The organism is Celerinatantimonas sediminis, from assembly GCF_046054195.1.
Classification (GTDB): domain Bacteria; phylum Pseudomonadota; class Gammaproteobacteria; order Enterobacterales; family Celerinatantimonadaceae; genus Celerinatantimonas.
The window spans coordinates 1-17,057 of the sequence record NZ_JBEQCS010000003.1 but is presented as its reverse complement, the minus strand read 5'-3'; the positions used below and the strand labels follow the sequence as shown (position 1 = coordinate 17,057).

Sequence of the window (17,057 nt, the reverse complement as noted above, 5' to 3'; positions counted from 1 at the left end):
TGCCACGGCATCAAAAAAATTTCAAACTAACCTACGGACAATATAATGGTCAAATCAAAACTATCGCTCAATTCAACACTGGCGATGGCTGTATTATCCTTTTCCTTATTTTTGGTTTACTTGACGGCCAATGCACCCACACCACTTTATACAATATGGCAACAGCATATCGCATATAATACCACGGGAATCAGCATTATATTTGTGACCTACCATATTGGCATTGCAATTTCCCTGCTTTCGCTGGCCCGAGTACAAAACGCAACAACCATTAAACGATTGCTTCTACTAGCCCTTGTTGGAACGATTGTCGCTGGCGCTTTATTTACCAGCGCAGCACATTTTTGGCAACTGGTCGCCGCGCGATTCATCATCGGTTTATGTAGCGGTACGTTTGTTTCTTGTGGCATTTCTCTCATAGTGAAAATTGGCCTGAAGCAGCAAGTCAATAATACCCCATTGATTGTTACTCTCGCCTGCGTGCTCGGTTTTGGTGTTGGCCCATTTTATGGGGGCGTCTTAGCCGATCTAATTCATCGTCCATATAGCAGTATTTTCGCCCCATTAATGATACTGCTTGCTATCTGTCTGGTTATCTTGGCAAAAATGAAACCCGATGCAGAGTTGATTGAGTTAGGCCATCAGCAAACAGATACACCTGCGCAAGAAGGTCAGAAAAACTATGGGCTAACATTTGTGACAGTCGGTTTATTTGCTAGTCCATTTGCTTTATCGGGATTATTTATTTCCATTGGTCCGAAAATGGTCAGTACGTTAATGCATACCGATAGCCACACAATTGCCGGAGGGATAGGCCTGTTAATGTTTGGCTCTGGGATTATCAGCCAGTTGTGCTTGAAAAATCTCTCGGTTGGCAAACAAATTCTAATCGGAGCGATATGTGCAGTTATTGGTGGCGTGAGCATTCTTGTTGCTGAAGTAACACATTTAGTCGCGATTATGGCACTTGCATCCATCTTTGCTGGCGTGGGTCAAAGCCTGACGCAGTTAGGTGGAACCAGCATATTAAAACAATACCGACCAATGGGAACCTTTCAGCGATCAACTGCAACCTTTTTCTTAGGCGGATATATGTTTGCAGCCATCAGCATCTTTTTGCTTGGCTTTTTAGCCAGCCATTTGGGTTTACAAACAGCAACGCAAGTCTTTTTGTATCTATGCTTTATGCTGCTTGCAGCATCTCTGGGTGGCTATGTTATTCAACACCGAGACAAGTCACAGGTATAAATAACAATGCCCTCACCCATAAGCTTTATGAGTGAGGGCATTCATTCACTTTAAACTTAAAATCTAAGCTTCAAACGCCTGACGGAACGCTTCATACGCTTTTTTAGCTTTTGCAGTATCTGCTTTTGGCAATAATATCTGCAATTCAACGTAAAAATCACCCGGCTGTTTAGCTGGTAGACCGCGTCCGCGCAGACGCATTTTTCGCCCACCAGAAGAGTTCGGTGGAATTTTTACATCCACATGTTTGCCATCCGGCAACGGCACACTGACTTTTTCACCCAACGCGGCTTCCCAAGGGGCAACCTGCAACGTGTAATGAACATCAGAGCCTTCAACTCGATAATAGCCATCTTTACGAAAATGAACTTGCAGTAACAAGTCGCCATTTTGGCCATTGCCCATTCCAGGTTTGCCTTGACCTGCAAGACGAATTTTCTGGCCTTCTTTGATTCCAGCAGGAATTTTGACGTTCAAAGCGCGCCGTTGACCACCAATATTTAGCGTCATCGGGCGGCTCGCGCCTAAATAACTATCTGCGACATCAATGGTAATTTGCGCTTCGACATCCTCGCCTGCTTGGCTAAACCCTCGGCCGCCTTCAAAGCCACCTCGACTTTGGCCGCCAAAGCCACCTTGGCCAAAGATATTTTCGAAAAAGTCACCAAAGCCGCCAGTTGCACCACCGCCGAATGGATTAGAGCCACCACGGGCGTTTTGCCATTGACCACCGCCAGCTCCAGCGCCACTAGCTGCTTTCCACTGACTACCGAATTGATCATATGCAGCGCGTTTTTGTTTACTGCTCAGCACTTCATAGGCTTCACCTATTTCTTTAAAACGCTGCTCAGCATCCGGTTCTTTACTGACATCCGGATGATATTTACGCGCTAATCGTCGGTATGCTTTTTTGATCTCTTGTTCACTGGCGCTCCGCGAGACACCTAAAATACTGTAAAAATCTTTTGCACTCATGCTGCCTCATACACCCTTTTGTGAAACAACACCAAAAACCTCGTATCATCACGATACGTTCCATGGCTCTAATATTGGGACAAATCTTTAAAAAAAAACCCTTTTCTTTACATCAGTGTTGTTTCATGATGATTTAAGACAAATTTGCCGAGCTTTTCACAAGCCCCCTCATAACATAAATAACTTAAAGGATAGTCATGCCAAATGCAGAGTTGTCATTGTTAAATGGCATTAGTCAAAGAGCTCAGTTATTAGATGAGTCCCCTATTCGTTCAGTTGCTAACTATGGCATGGAAAAAGATGATGTAACGCCGCTGTGGTTTGGTGAGGCATCTTCGCCAACACCTGATTTTATTTGCCAAGCAGCCAGCAAATCATTATCACGTCATGAAACTAAATACACGCCAAACACCGGGCTCCCAGCACTATGCCAGGCGATTGCTAAATACCAAAACAATCTATTTGGCTCGCACTTTAGTCCAGAGAATGTCTCTGTCACAGTCTCAGGAACAAATGCCGTCATGGTTGCGGCGCAAAGCTGCCTTAATCCAGCAGATAAAGTGGTTGTTATTGAGCCATTGTTCCCAACTTTGTCAGCCATTCCGGAAATTCTCGGTTGCGAAGTTATTCGTGTGGCCTTAAAAACCAAAGGCAATAGCTTTTATTTAGACACAGATGAGCTGTTTGCAGCTTTAAGCGACGCTCAAGCAATCATTATTAACAGTCCATCCAACCCGACTGGATGGGTCGCCAGCAAAGAGCTACTTACAGAGATCCTTAATTTTTGTCGGCAACGTGGTATTTGGATTATCAGCGATGAGGTTTATTCTCGTCACGTATTTGATAAAAAAGCCGCTCCTTCATTTTGCGAGCTCGTTGATGAACATGACCGAGTGATCATCTGTAACAGTTTTTCAAAAGCATGGGCAATGACCGGTTGGCGTTTAGGCTGGCTGAATATTCCTAAATCACTGGTTCCCACGGTGCGAATGCTAACCGAGTTTAATGTCTCGTGCGCAAGTGCCTTTTCCCAAGCTGGTGGCTTGGCCGCCATTGAACAAGGTGAAGATTTTGTACAAAGCTCAGTTGCAGCGCTTAAACAAAGCCGCGATTGTGTACAACATTATCTTGGGGATATTCCAAACACCACTTTGTATGAGATGAAAGCGACCTTTTATGGATTTCTTAAAATTGAAGGGCTTGGTTTTGATAGTCAGCCTTATTTACGGCAAATGATAGACCAAGCCAAAGTTGGCGTGGCTCCCGGTGAAGCATTTGGCGTCTCTGGCGCTGGCCATATTCGCATTTGTCACGCAACTCAATTACCACTGTTAGAACCAGCTTTAGAACGAGTTCGTGCGTTTATTTTAAATGTGAAACCATTCTAGAGCGTTATTATTCCCCCTAATACTTTATAAACTAGGTATTAGGGGTTCATCGAAACCCTTGCCAAATTTCTGCATTTTCAATAGATTAACCGTTCATAAAATAAGCACCTTGCCCGTATTTCTTTACTGTTATACTAAATGTGTATTATGCTTTTAAAAACAGTATAAATTGACTTGGATCAAAATTTTTAACACACTTGATCTACGTCAGGTTACCGACATTGCATGGAAATTGCTCAGTTCGGTCTTAACAGGAAAGAAAGGAATCCCATGCGTATTAATCACAAATTTATTCTCACTATTTCTGTATTTATCTTCGTTTTTGCGCTCATTTTGATGCTTTATCAGATTAAAACTAATGCTCAAACCATTCATCAAAATGCCCATTCTCAGCAACACGAAAAAATCGAAAATGTCTCACGATTATTAGCTGCAACGAATGACATTATGTTGCAACGGGTTCGCTCCAGCATGCAACTGTTAATCCAGCGCGGTCAAGCACTCGGTCCCGCCCATCAAGGTAAAAAAGAAGATGTTGCAGGTCGACCAACACCATCGCTGTGGTTGGGCCAAGAAAATCAAACCAACAACTTTAAGCTGGTCGATGACCTCACCCAGGTTATGGGCGGCACGGCCACGTTATTTAGCCGCGATAATGAAGACTATGTGCGAGTATCAACCAACGTCAAAAAAGAAGGTAAAAGAGCGATTGGAACCATCCTCGCGCCGAACGGCAAAGCGATAAAAGCAATCCAGCAACAACAAGCCTACTATGGCGAAGTTGATATTCTCGGCCATCCATACTTAGCAGGCTATGCACCAATTAGCGACCAGCAAGGCTCAACGGTTGGTATTTGGTATGTCGGTTATTCAGCTGACATGAGCGCTATTGCTCAACTTATTGGCGAATCTAAAATTTTAAACCAAGGATTTATCGCGCTATTTGATGGTAAAGGCACGCTGCGAATGCACTCAGCTAATGTAAGCGATGCGCAGGTAACGGATGCCTTAAAAGACGGCCAGCCATGGACTGTTCGTAAAGAAGAGTTTAAACCTTGGGGATATACGATTGTTGCCGCCTATCCAGACTCAGAAGTAAGCTCCGCGATTACACATAAATCACTACAAGTCATCGGAACACTGCTTTTACTAGGGATCATCTTAGTCGTTATCACTTCATTTTTAGTACGAAACATCATTGGTAAACCGCTACGTCTTTATGTCAGTGCTATTCATAATATTGCCGAAGGTGAAGGCGATTTAACGCAGCGTTTTGATGCTAACCGAAAAGATGAATTTGGTGATATGGCTAAAGGCTTTAACCGGCTTCTAGAGCGCATTCATGCCACAATTAAAGAATCAAAAGTAGCGGCACATGAGGTTGCCAATGCATCGAATCGACTCTTTGAGCTTGCCGATAAATCATCGCAATCCATTAAAGAACAAAATAAAGATACTGAACAAGTTGCATCGGCCTCACACCAAATGAGCCTATCCGCGCAAGAAATTGCCGATAATACCAATAATGCTCAAGAACACGCGCAAAATGCCAACCAAGATGCACAAAATGTCGGACAAACACTCAATAACACAATTCATGGCATTGAGAATCAGGCAACAACGATTCAAAATACCAGTGAAATCGTCCAAGAACTGGTAAGCGCCAGTGATAACATCAGCAGCGTACTCAAAGTAATTAACGATATTGCTGATCAAACAAATCTCTTGGCATTAAATGCCGCAATTGAAGCAGCTCGAGCCGGTGAACATGGCCGAGGTTTTGCCGTCGTTGCAGATGAAGTGCGCCAACTTGCTAGCCGAACACAATCTTCAACCCAAGAAATCCATTCGATGATTGAACAATTACAATCGAGTGCGAATAAAACGTCGGCACAAATCGAAACCAATAAAGAGATGGCGCTAGAGAGCGTTACGCAAGCTAAAACGGCCGGAGAGGTTCTCGCAACCGTCCTTGGCTCTGTCGATAAAATCTCTCAACTTAACTCACAAATAGCAACAGCTGCACACCAGCAACATAATGTGGCAGATGATGTCAGCAAAAACATCAATCAGATCCGTGATGCGAGCGAGCTAAACCTTTCATATAGTAATGAGACGAATGAAGCCTGTCGCCAACTAAAAGCACTGGCCGATAGTTTGAGCAAACAGCTTAACCATTATCAGGTTTAACTACCGCATTAAGTCAATGCTGGGCAAGCTTAGGCTTGCCCTTTTTTAATGGAGTTTGCGAAATAATGCCATTGTCCACGAAGCTTTCCCAAGCGTTAGCTCAAATTGAGTGCCAGAGCGCTCAGTAATGTCACAATTTTTGGGAACTACATTATCAGGAGTCTCAAAACTATTTACAGCAAAGAGATCATCGCCTGCTAGGGTTTGCTGCTCAATCAGTTTAAGAGGACCAAACTCTTGGAGTTGCAATGACAACTGAACATCGTCTTGTAGATTGGTATTGAGCACAAATAACGCAAGTTGCTGCGTTTTTTCATCGAAGGTACAAGCTGTCGCAAGGCTTGGCACTTTGCCATATTTACCCGTTTCAACCGATTCACTTTGTAGAATCGTTTTATATGCGCTTCCTCGTCCATAGCGGCTAACCTGAGCAAACGGATAATAAGTTGAATGTTTTAACACCCCACCATCGCTTGCGGTATGAATCGGAGCCAGTGCATTCACGAGCTGAGCAATACATGCCATCTTAACCCTATCACAATTGTTCACTATGCTGGTGAGCAGGCCGCCGACAACAAGCGCATCCATTAGGCTATAAACATCTTCAGCAATAGGCGCTGCCCACTGCCAGCGCTGTGTCTGCATGTTTTGAATATACCAAACATTCCATTCATCTAAGCTCAGCATCATGGTTTTATCACTACGCAGCGCCGCTTTAACATAATCGGCTGTTGCTTTAATGGTTTGGATAAAATCATCTAAATCATAAAATGCGGCCAGAAAATCGGCCTGATTGCCTTCGAACTCATAATAGCGATGCAACGAAATATAATCGACATAAGGGTAACAGGCTTCTAGAACGGTTCTATCCCAGCTAGGAAATGTTTCCATCTCTTTTGATGAGCTGCCGCAAGCCACCAGCTCAATATCAGGGTCTACCCATTTTAATATTTTTGCCGTTTCACGCGCTTTTTTCGCGTAGTCTTGGGCACTTAGTCCGCATGTCTGCCAAGGGCCATCCATTTCGTTTCCCAAACACCAAACTTTAAATTTATGCGGCTCTAAAAACCCATGCTCACGACGTTTGTCACTCCAATAGGTCCCTTTCTCGATATTACAATACTCAACTAAATAGCCGGCCTGCTGCGCGGTGCCCGTTCCTAAGTTCACCGCAATCATCCCTTGCGTGTTAGCTTTTTTGGCCCATTGGGCGAATTCGTTAATACCAAACTGATTGGTTTCTATCGAAAACCACGCATAATCAAGTCGTTTGGGCCGACTTTGGCGAGGCCCTATTCCATCAGTCCAATCATAGCCTGAGACAAAATTTCCCCCAGGATAGCGAACAATCGGAACATTAAGCTCTTTGACCGCATCGATTACGTCTTGACGAAACCCTTGCTCATCGGCAGTTTCATGATCAGGCTGATAAATACCGGTGTATACAGCTCTTCCCATATGCTCGATAAACGAGCCATAGATCCGCTCATCAATATCAGCAATCTTGAAATTTTTGTTTACTATACAGCTGGCCTTTTTCATAAGCAGATCTCCTAAGGGTTCGAGGTGTCTCGTGTGAATTACCCGATAAACTGATCATTATAAAAACACAATAAATCGACTAACTATGTAGAAAAAGGCTAACTAGCTGCAGAAAATCTTTATGACGATTTTTTTGAGAGGTTGAACGTTTTAACGCAGCTACAAAGTCGCGTTAAAACGATAGTGAATCAGAGAATATTTTATTGCTCAGGCGCTAAAAAAAGCTGCTGATTTTTCTCTTCAAGCACTTTAATGGCGTGATAAAACATCCAGCTAATGGGCGTATCAATGTTAAGTTGCTCACCTAAAGCGACCACTTTACCAGCAAACATATCGATTTCAGTCAGCATACTACGTTCAAGATCTTGCAGTGTTGAGGGCTTATTTGCAAAAGGGATCCGCCGAACAGTGGTTTCTTGGCGCTCTATATCGGATTGGCTTAAATCAATGCCCTTGGCGTTGGCGATTTTCATTACTTCGTTCATAGCACCGAGACGAATCGCGTTTGCATGATCACTTAAACGAAATGCGCCAAATGGAATGCCCAGTAGTGCACAGGTCAAATTTTCACTGACATTACACATAAATTTAAACCAAATCCCTTTGATCATGTCTTCTTCAATCTGATAACGAATACCGGCTTGCTCAAAAAGCTCTTTTATCGCACTCACTCGAGCGGAAAGTTGGGCGTTATTCGCTTCACCAAAGTGAACCATTCCGCCTTCAGGATTAAAGTTAGCAACCCCATCAGCCATCACGATGGACATGCGCATGTACGAATATAAAACATGCTCACTGCCATAAACCTTGGCAAGTCGCTCTTCGCTATCGACACCATTCATGACGCACATAATTTGAGTGTGCGGCCCAACAAAACTGTGTATATCAGCAATGGCTTGCTCTAGTTGCATATCCTTAACTGCAACAATGACCAAGTCTACGGGCAAATTAGTGCCTGGAGGCTCAATATGAAAGCGATAATTTACCCCGTTTAAAGTGACGCCTTTATTTTCAAGCCGATTTTTGCGTTCGCCATCGGCTATCACATAAAAATGATCGTCGCCCAATAGTTCTTTTAATTTAGGCGCAAAAAAAGCTCCCATCGCCCCTAAACCTATCAACGCTACCGTTTTAATCGCCATCATTTTTATCCTCTAATGATTTAAATTAGTACGACTATACAACGAGTTAGTTCAATTAAATATGAAGAGCTGGACGTTTAGCGAATAAATTAGCATTAATTGGAGTTAATTCGGGCAATACTATAAAGCTTGCGATAACGCGAAGGCGTCATGCCAACGTGTTTTACGAAGATGCGCCGAAAATAGCCAGTATCGCGATAACTTAACTCATCGGCTATTTCACTAATGGTCTGACTTTGCTCAACTAACTGATGTTTTGCTGCTGATACTTTTTGCAGCTGTATCGCTTCCCCCAAGGAACAGGCAAACGTTTGCTTATAAATACGTCCTAAATAATCCACATTGCATTTTAAGCTGTGAGCTATCTGCCCAGGAGTTAGCGGCTCATTATAAAAGCGGCGAATCAACGAACGTGCTCGATACGCCAGCTCTTTGGGTTTCGTTAACTTGTCTAAATCACTTTTTAAGCTAATCTCGCGCAGAATAACCAGCAGCAATAAGTTAAGCGTCAGTTTATCAACACCCAACTCTTGCTCTCTAAGCATTAAGTTAAACAGTTCCGTAATTTTTGTAGTATCTCCTACTTGCCCGGTTTTAATTAAATCGATCGCAGTCATCGAGCGTGCAGATAACTGCTTTGAATTTATGCGAAAATGCACCCAGTAAAACTTCAGATCGGCTGGGAAATTAGCGATCCCTTGGTGCTCAATTTTCGGGTGCAATATCAACACATCACCACTTTTTAATAGATAATCGTGAGCCCCTTCACGTATCGCTAACGTGCCATGTAATACAAAAATAAGTTCGTAGGATTCTATCACCCGTTTAGGGTGGATTCCTCGCCCATTGGATACAAATAATCCCCCATTCTCAATCTCCAAGGGGTGATCGATATAAATATTCGCCATGTAATTATCCGTATCGTTACTTGAGATTAAATCTAAACAAAGGACAAACGATGAAAAAAGATACAGCTCACAAATTCAAACACAGAGTCGGATTTGTCCTGTTTTTATGTTGATACATGCTCTACCTGAATGGCTAAGCGAGGGCCACACTCGTTCTAACAATAAAAGATAGATCCCTACAATAAGAACGAGGCAACATTATGTCCCAAGCTGCACAAGATACTTTAGTATTGGGCGACGCACACAAGGTTGACCCAGCGACAGTACATATCAGAGCAAGTGAAAAGTTCGGTTATGGACTCGGCGATGCAGGCGGCACCATTATTACTGCATTAATTGGTAACTTTTTGACATTTTTCTATACCGACATTTTTGGTTTAACGCCAGCAATCGTTGGTATGTTATTTTTAGTGTTACGCGTATTTGATGCAATCACCGACCCACTGATGGGCGTCGTTGCGGATAAAACGCATAGTCGATTTGGCCGATTTCGGCCCTGGCAGTTATGGATTGCAATTCCGATAGCAATAGTCGGGATTATGACCTTTAGCGTTCCAGATGTTAGTTACACCATGAAGGTTCTCTATGCCTTTGTAACTTACATGCTGTTATCTATCTGCTATACCGCCATCAACGTCCCATATTGTGCGCTTATCAGCACTATGACCACTAACCACAAAGAAGTGATTCAATGCCAATCTTGGCGCTTTGTCTTAACTGGCATTGCCGGTGCAATGGTTGCGGTAGGATTACCATGGTTTGTGGGCCACTTTGATGCTAACCAAGCGGCGCTGGGTTACCGCTATGGAGTGATGATTCTCTGTGGCTGTGCCGCGGTTATGTTTATTTGGTGTTTTGTCAGCGTAAAAGAGCGCGTGTCAGTGAGCACCATGGGGCGGTTTTCATTTAAAGAGCACATAGCGAGTATTCGCAAAAACGATCAATTATTACTGATGTTATTCATGTCATTTTTCTTGATTAACATCTTTAATATCCGCGGCGGTGGCTATATGTATTTTATCAACTACGCGCTGCAAGGAAGTACTTCTTATACATCCATCTTTTTTGCAATGGTCACCGCAGGTGGGATCCTTGGCCCGCTAACCGTCAGTTATTTAACTCGCATCATTGAGCTTAAAAAGCTCTATATGTATCTAAATTTGCTGTTGGCTATCTACTCTGCAGCGATGTTTTTGCTACCAATCGGAGCTCACAGTCAGATGCTCTGGCTTGGGATTATTTTCGTTTATCACTTCTTATTGGGTATTACCTTGCCTTTGCACTTCTCGTTGATGGCCTTTGCCGACGATTACGGACGCTGGAAAACAGGCGTGAGTTCATCCGGGCTTAATTTCGCCTTTAACCTGTTCTTTATCAAACTGGCATGGGCATCGGGTGCGGCAATTGTCAGCTTAATTCTGGTGATCATCGCCTATCAGCCAGGTCTTGCAAATCAGACGACACAATCTATCAGCGGGATGGTTTGTATCGAAACCTTTATCCCTGCGGTGATCCATTTGATCTTGGCGTTGCTCATTGCCAAAAGCAAATTGGATATGCCTCTGATGGATAAAATTACTCAACAAATTAAACCACAACATGCATAGAGCGAACAAAGATATGAAAACTGAATGTACAGAATCTCAATTTACTCATGTTGCAATTAAGGATTTATTCTGGACGCAATATCAGAAACTGATCAACGAAGTCGTTATTCCTTATCAATGGGGCGCTCTGAATGACACAATTGATGATGCTGAACCCAGCCATGCAATTGACAACTTCAAAATTGCCGCAGACCAGATGCAGGGGGAATTTTATGGGATGGTGTTTCAAGATAGTGATGTTGCCAAATGGCTAGAAGCCGTGGCCTACTCGTTGTCGAATCATCCTGACTCAGCCTTAGAATCCCTCGCCGATGATGTAATTGAGCTCATCGGTAAAGCGCAGCAACCTAACGGTTACGTGAATACCTATTTCACAGTCAAAGCCCCAGACGAAAAATGGACGAATGTTTGCGAATGCCATGAGCTCTACTGCGCCGGGCATTTAATCGAAGCGGGCGTAGCTTATTACTGTGCGACTCAAAAAACAGCACTTTTGAATATCGTCTGTAAATTTGCAGATCATATTAACGATGTCTTTGGTAAAAAACCTGGGCAACTTCTAGGATATCCAGGTCATCCAGAGGTTGAGCTTGCGCTCATGCGTCTTTATGAAGTCACTAAAGATGAGCGGTACACCCAACTTTGCCAATTCTTTATCGAGCAACGTGGTCAGAAACCGCATTACTATGACATCGAATATGAAAAACGCGGGCGAACTTCCTATTGGCAACCCCATGGAAAAGCATGGATGGTTGAACAGAAGAATTACTCTCAAGCGCATGCGCCAATCACTAAGCAAACACTCGCAACTGGCCACGCGGTGCGATTTGTCTATCTAATGGCAGGCGTTGCCCACTTAGCACGCATTACCCACAATCAAGAAAAGTTAACAGCGTGTCGAACGCTGTGGAAAAACGTCACCAACAAACAGATGTACATTACCGGAGGAATCGGCTCACAGAGCACTGGCGAAGCGTTTAGCTGTGATTATGATTTGCCGAATGACACCGCCTACACTGAAACCTGTGCTTCAATTGGTTTGATTATGTTTGCCAATCAGATGCTTCAGCTTGAGCCCAACAGCGATTATGCCGATGTGATGGAGCGAGCACTTTACAACACGGTTTTAGCTGGAATGGCCCTTGATGGCAAACATTTCTTTTATGTCAATCCACTTGAGGTTTATCCCAAAGCGATTGCCCATAATCACATTTATGACCATGTTAAACCTATTCGTCAACAGTGGTTCGGTTGTGCGTGTTGCCCACCTAATGTTGCGCGTTTAATTGGCTCCATTGGCAACTACATCTACACCGTGAAAGATAATACGATATTCACCAACTTATTTATTGCCAGTGAAAGTACCCTAAGCCTTGCTAAGGGTGAAATTAAACTGATACAAAAAGGTAACTATCCGTGGCAAGACACGATTAGCTTTAAACTTGAAATGGATAATCCGAGCGATGCAGATATCGCACTGCGTATTCCCAATTGGTGCCAGCACCCCAAAGTGAGCGTTAATCAAAGCAATATTAACGCTGAAAACAAAAATGGTGATGGGTATATTCATATCAATCGGCAATGGCAAACTGGCGATGAAATCCTCCTGCAACTGCCAATGCAAGCCATGCTGGTGCGGCCAAATCCGCTATTGCGTCATGATGCTCGCAAAGTTGCCATTCAACGCGGGCCATTAGTCTATTGCATTGAACAAGCCGACAACGGCGAACAGCTCCACAATTTACTGATCGATTCGAGCGTTGCGCTTAAATGCGTTGAAGGTAGCGGGCTTTTGTCTGGCAAAACGCTGTTAAAAGCGAAGGCTTACCGCATCGATGCGAATCAAGCGCAAAGCCAACCTTTATATTCTTATAATGGCGCAAAACCTGCGCTGACAGAGTATGAGTTAACACTTGTGCCCTATTTTAGCTGGGCCAATCGCGGTGAAGGTGAAATGCGAGTGTGGATTAACGAGCTTTAGCTTCTCATCCAAAGACAAAAGGTACTCAAATGAGTACCTTTTTTAATTTTGTACGGTTATTTTTTGCGGCAAAACGCGGCAATCACATACATGGACTGACCATTCACTTTGCCAGAGACCAGTGTTGGGTCATCTGATAAACCGATCCCTCGGATCACAGTACCTTGCTTAATTACCTGCTTGGTCCCTTTGATAGGTAAATCTTTAATCACTGTGACGTTGTCGCCTTTATTGAGCTCAGCGCCGTTGGCATCTAATGTCTTTTCTTGAACATCGTTTAAGCCTGATTCAGCCCATTTTTGCACGTCTTCTTCCATGTACATCATATCAAGGAGATCATGTGCCCAACCATTTTCAGCACTTAACTGTTTGAGCTGACGCCATGCCAAAACCTGAACCGGTGGATGTTCACTCCACATACTTTCATTTAGACAATGCCAATGGTTCACATCAGTTTGTTCTGGTTCTTCTAATTGAGCTTTGCAATGGTCACAAATCATCACGCCGTGATCGACACTTAATTGTGTATGTGGTGCGACCACATAAGGACTTAGAGAAGTTTCAGCTGAGCAAAGCTCACATTTTGAGCCGCTACGTGCTAATAAAGTTGCTTCAGTAGACATTAGTGTCACTCACTACATAAATTAAATGAGCGGCGTATTATCCAGTTAATCCACAAAATGAAAAGGGAAATTTGTGTGAATTATGCAGCTAACAGGCCATTAAATGCCAAATTTAGTCGTTATAAATGGGTTTTCGCATAAACAACCGTATTAGCTAATTGACCCGAAGGCAATCTGCGCGCGTTATGCAACGTTGCTTCTAATTGATAATTACAGCGTTGTGCAACTGCTCTACTTTTTAGGTTTTCTTCGGCAGCTGTAATTTCTATCCGGCGCGCATCAAGTGTTTTAAATGCGTATTGCTCAAGCGCTTGAACAGCTTCGCTCATATAGCCAAAACCCACACAAGCACTTCGCAGCCAGTAACCAATCTCAAAAAATGGCACGTCTGGATCGCGAATAATAAGCCCGATAACCCCAACAAACTGACCAGAATCTTTGTTAATGAGCGAATAGCGCAGCTCACCTTCAAAATTTTCATAGTTTCGAATCGCTTGCTGAGTGTTTGCCACTGAGTCTTCTAGCTTCAAAACCGAATCTACCCATGGACAAAATTCTCGAAGCTCGTTTTCACTTTCAAGTAACGCCTCATACATCAATGGTTGAATCACCATCGATGGAGGTAATATTTGTAATCGCTGCGTCTGCATAGGTTGGCTCCTAGCACTCGTATTTATATTATCGCGGCTCTAGCGGCAAGCAATACACTCATCGCCATCAAGAGTTAAATATTCACTGTACCAGTAATGTGGCTCATCTAACCTTCTATAGGTGAGTAATGCTGAGTCATAATTTTTTGAAAATCGGTTTTTTAAGATTATGAGTTTGCTACATTTGGGCGGCCAAGCGGACTGCTCAAAAATAGTATTTCCTGCTTTAAGCTCAGCTTCTAAAATAAAATTTAATGCTTCAGATTTAAACATAAGGTTCGCTTTATCACCTCACTGGGCAGAATATTTTTGCAACTAAGCCTTGGGCAAAACTGCGTCCATTCAACAGATGGCGACATGTCTTGGGGCATAAATCTCCAAGTCATTGATGAAGTAGTGGCGATTCAGCCTTAAAACATTCAACATTCAACGACATCTAAATTTAAATAGAACTATATGTCCACATTTCAATGCTTCTAATCATTCTGACCATCGTATAGAGCTTGGTAAGTTTGAATTGTATCCATATGCTCAACGGTCCACTGATACAGTGCAGTAAAGGGAAGTTCTAACGACTGTCCAAGGGGTGTTAAAGCATATTCAACGCTAAGCGTTTTTCCATCTTTAACAGTTCTTGTCACCATTCCATTTCGTTCTAGTTTACGTAGTGTACTGGTCAAAACTCGTTGGCTAATACCGTCAAGACGCCTTTTGATAGCATTAAAACGGTGTGGTTCTTTTAAAACTAACATAACTAACATTGACCACTTATCTGCAATTTGATCAAGAATGACGCGACTTGGACAGTCAGCTCTGTAAACAGGATAAACGTCTTTGCTCATAGGTATTCTCCAGGATACTAGGTATGAATTAGGTGCGTAATTGACACTAGGTGCTCACTGTATACCATCATATTCCACACGATGAAAGGCCTAGGAGAACAACATTATGAAAGATACTTATTCGACAATTGATGTCCAAAATATTGATGGAGTGGCTACGATCACAATTAACAATCCACCGGTTAATGTATTGGATGTAAAGTTGATGAATGATATCCAGCATTTTCTAACAGATATACGGAACGATGACAAAACTAAGGTCATAGTATTTCAAAGTGCTAATCCCGAGTTATTTATTGCTCACGTCGATATGAAGTTAATTGATGAGCCTCATGTTTTGGATGAACTAGCGAAAAACGTACCAGAGGGCTTAAATCCGTTTCAAGCGTTTGCTGAAATGATCCGTCATCAACCACAAGTTACGATTGTAAAACTCCAAGGTTTTGCCCGTGGTGGCGGTGCAGAATTTGTAGCAGCAGTTGATATGTCGTTTGCTGCAATAGATGGTTCTGGATTAGCTCAATGCGAAGCTTTAATGGGAATAATCCCTGGTGGTGGTGCAACACAATATTTGTCACAGCGTATGACTCGAGGCCGAGCGCTTGAGGTTGTCTTGGGCGCAGACCTAATCGATGCGAAGACAGCCGAGAAATATGGCTGGATTAATCGAGCGCTTCCCAATCATGAACTGGATGCATTCGTTCAACGACTCGCATGTAATATTGCGACATTACCGGACGGAATAATTGCTGCCGCGAAGAACGCTATTCCTGCTGAAGATCTTACAAACGGTTTTGTGCGTGAAAGCAACGAATGGGCGAGATTGTTTATACAGCCAGTTGCCGAAAAATTGATTAGGGAGGGTTTAGATAATGGAGCACAAACAATTTATGGAGAGAGAAATTTAGAACAGCTACTTAGAGACCAACTTTAAAGACTCTTATTAGGTTCATTGCGGCTTTTCGGAGAAAGCCGCTTTTATCTTTAAGAAGAATCGATGTTTCAATAACCATATCCATCCTATCCGTTTGATTAACTTTAACTTTTTGTTTATCCCTCTAAGGGTGCTGGTATTCTAAGATAAACTGCTGAAGCGGTAATTCCATTAAGGTAAGAACGGAGCTTTCCCGCAAACTCTTTTAACGGATTTATGCCACCTTCATTCACTTACTCCCACCACGATTTTGCACTAGCGAACAACCGGGCATAAACGAGATAGCCTCGATCGACATGGCAACTCATTGGACAAAAGCGTGTTAGAACGTCGTTATGTGCCCCAACGTTTATATACAAAATGAACATATTTCGCTGTATATCTCTCGATGCTTCTCAGACAAAGAGGTAGAACTGTTTTTGATGTTTGTATCAATAGTGTACAGCAACCATTTTCCTGGTGGAAATCTACCATCTCGTTCGCACGAGTCTATAACTTTAAGGTGTTCTTCCAATTCTAAAGAGTTCGAATACTCACGAAGCAGAACTCGCATGTATTCGTATATTTGACTCTCCGATGGGTACTCCATATCACTCACCCGTTTCTGGTAACTTATAGCCTTGATACAAACGACGAAAAAGTTTTACCCGTTCAAATAGATCAGGAATTTCGTCTGCCAATGGAGAACCCCAATCCGACAATAGAGTGGATTCGATCAGATCATACCTACAGGAATCTCCAGTCAGTAACTCATCTGACATTCCACGAACCCCAGCTGACTCATAGCACAATATCTCGTGCTTATTCGACTTGACGTGATATTTTTTTGCTTCTGCAAACAGATCTTCGGCCAGGCTTAGTCCTAGATTTCCTATCTCACATCTTTCCATTTAAACAGACCTTAATTTCCAAACATTTCATTTGAATCTACCGAAGCGGAAACAGCAACATAACGCTGAGCTCAGTTGCAAAATAGCTGGCGCTACATTTTGGGAACCAAAATTCGTGACAGTTATTTTGTCAATTG

Annotated in this window: 15 protein-coding genes; 6 read left to right on the top strand and 9 right to left on the bottom strand. The window is 42.9% G+C overall.

The annotated features are described in order from the left end of the window. Window positions 1–45 precede the first annotated feature (45 nt). Window positions 46–1,248 (top strand): MFS transporter, encoded by a 1,203-nt coding sequence (locus tag ABTQ23_RS04850; RefSeq protein WP_408614522.1) that lies wholly within the window; start codon window positions 46–48, stop codon window positions 1,246–1,248. A gap of 63 nt (window positions 1,249–1,311) precedes the next feature. On the opposite strand, the gene ABTQ23_RS04845 is transcribed toward ABTQ23_RS04850, so the two are convergent. Next, window positions 1,312–2,223: a DnaJ C-terminal domain-containing protein gene (locus ABTQ23_RS04845; RefSeq protein ID WP_408614521.1), complete on the bottom strand. Its 912-nt coding sequence runs from the start codon at window positions 2,221–2,223 to the stop codon at window positions 1,312–1,314. Between the two features lie 197 nt (window positions 2,224–2,420). Between ABTQ23_RS04845 and ABTQ23_RS04840 the strand changes: the two genes are divergently transcribed. Beyond that, on the top strand, window positions 2,421–3,611 hold the full coding sequence (locus ABTQ23_RS04840) for a pyridoxal phosphate-dependent aminotransferase (RefSeq protein WP_408614520.1): 1,191 nt from the start codon (window positions 2,421–2,423) through the stop codon (window positions 3,609–3,611). Window positions 3,612–3,881: 270 nt separating this feature from the next. Continuing rightward, entirely contained in the window at window positions 3,882–5,801 is a 1,920-nt protein-coding gene (locus ABTQ23_RS04835; RefSeq protein ID WP_408614519.1) for a methyl-accepting chemotaxis protein, read from the top strand. Between the two features lie 45 nt (window positions 5,802–5,846). On the opposite strand, the gene arfA is transcribed toward ABTQ23_RS04835, so the two are convergent. The 3 genes from arfA to ABTQ23_RS04820 all read right to left on the bottom strand — a co-directional run bounded on the left by arfA (window position 5,847) and on the right by ABTQ23_RS04820 (window position 9,393). Then, on the bottom strand, window positions 5,847–7,343 hold the full coding sequence (gene arfA, locus ABTQ23_RS04830; protein ID WP_408614518.1) for an arabinosylfuranosidase ArfA: 1,497 nt from the start codon (window positions 7,341–7,343) through the stop codon (window positions 5,847–5,849). 200 nt (window positions 7,344–7,543) lie between these two features. After that, on the bottom strand, window positions 7,544–8,488 hold the full coding sequence (locus ABTQ23_RS04825; RefSeq protein ID WP_408614517.1) for a ketopantoate reductase family protein: 945 nt from the start codon (window positions 8,486–8,488) through the stop codon (window positions 7,544–7,546). Window positions 8,489–8,580: 92 nt separating this feature from the next. Beyond that, on the bottom strand, window positions 8,581–9,393 hold the full coding sequence (locus ABTQ23_RS04820) for a helix-turn-helix domain-containing protein (RefSeq protein WP_408614516.1): 813 nt from the start codon (window positions 9,391–9,393) through the stop codon (window positions 8,581–8,583). A 200-nt stretch (window positions 9,394–9,593) separates the two neighbouring features. On the opposite strand from ABTQ23_RS04820, the gene ABTQ23_RS04815 reads away from it, so the two are divergent. Beyond that, window positions 9,594–11,000, top strand: a complete 1,407-nt coding sequence (locus ABTQ23_RS04815; protein WP_408614515.1) for an MFS transporter — start codon at window positions 9,594–9,596, stop codon at window positions 10,998–11,000. 13 nt (window positions 11,001–11,013) lie between these two features. Beyond that, window positions 11,014–12,981 carry a glycoside hydrolase family 127 protein gene (locus ABTQ23_RS04810; protein ID WP_408614514.1) on the top strand — a complete coding sequence of 656 codons (1,968 nt, stop codon included), beginning with the start codon at window positions 11,014–11,016 and terminating at the stop codon, window positions 12,979–12,981. A gap of 56 nt (window positions 12,982–13,037) precedes the next feature. On the opposite strand, the gene ABTQ23_RS04805 is transcribed toward ABTQ23_RS04810, so the two are convergent. The 4 genes from ABTQ23_RS04805 to ABTQ23_RS04790 all read right to left on the bottom strand — a co-directional run bounded on the left by ABTQ23_RS04805 (window position 13,038) and on the right by ABTQ23_RS04790 (window position 15,096). After that, window positions 13,038–13,604, bottom strand: coding sequence for a PhnA domain-containing protein (locus ABTQ23_RS04805; RefSeq protein WP_408614513.1), 567 nt, complete (start codon window positions 13,602–13,604; stop codon window positions 13,038–13,040). Between the two features lie 119 nt (window positions 13,605–13,723). Continuing rightward, window positions 13,724–14,254: a GNAT family N-acetyltransferase gene (locus ABTQ23_RS04800; protein ID WP_408614512.1), complete on the bottom strand. Its 531-nt coding sequence runs from the start codon at window positions 14,252–14,254 to the stop codon at window positions 13,724–13,726. 39 nt (window positions 14,255–14,293) lie between these two features. Then, window positions 14,294–14,527, bottom strand: a complete 234-nt coding sequence (locus ABTQ23_RS04795) for a hypothetical protein (protein WP_408614511.1) — start codon at window positions 14,525–14,527, stop codon at window positions 14,294–14,296. 203 nt (window positions 14,528–14,730) lie between these two features. Continuing rightward, complete coding sequence (locus tag ABTQ23_RS04790) at window positions 14,731–15,096, bottom strand: winged helix-turn-helix transcriptional regulator (RefSeq protein ID WP_408614510.1); 366 nt, start codon at window positions 15,094–15,096, stop codon at window positions 14,731–14,733. A 106-nt stretch (window positions 15,097–15,202) separates the two neighbouring features. Between ABTQ23_RS04790 and ABTQ23_RS04785 the strand changes: the two genes are divergently transcribed. After that, window positions 15,203–16,030, top strand: a complete 828-nt coding sequence (locus tag ABTQ23_RS04785; protein ID WP_408614509.1) for an enoyl-CoA hydratase/isomerase family protein — start codon at window positions 15,203–15,205, stop codon at window positions 16,028–16,030. 590 nt (window positions 16,031–16,620) lie between these two features. Here ABTQ23_RS04785 and ABTQ23_RS04780 read toward each other — a convergent pair. After that, a complete protein-coding gene (locus tag ABTQ23_RS04780) occupies window positions 16,621–16,920 on the bottom strand; it encodes a hypothetical protein (RefSeq protein ID WP_408614508.1) in 300 nt (99 codons plus the stop codon). Window positions 16,921–17,057 lie beyond the last annotated feature (137 nt).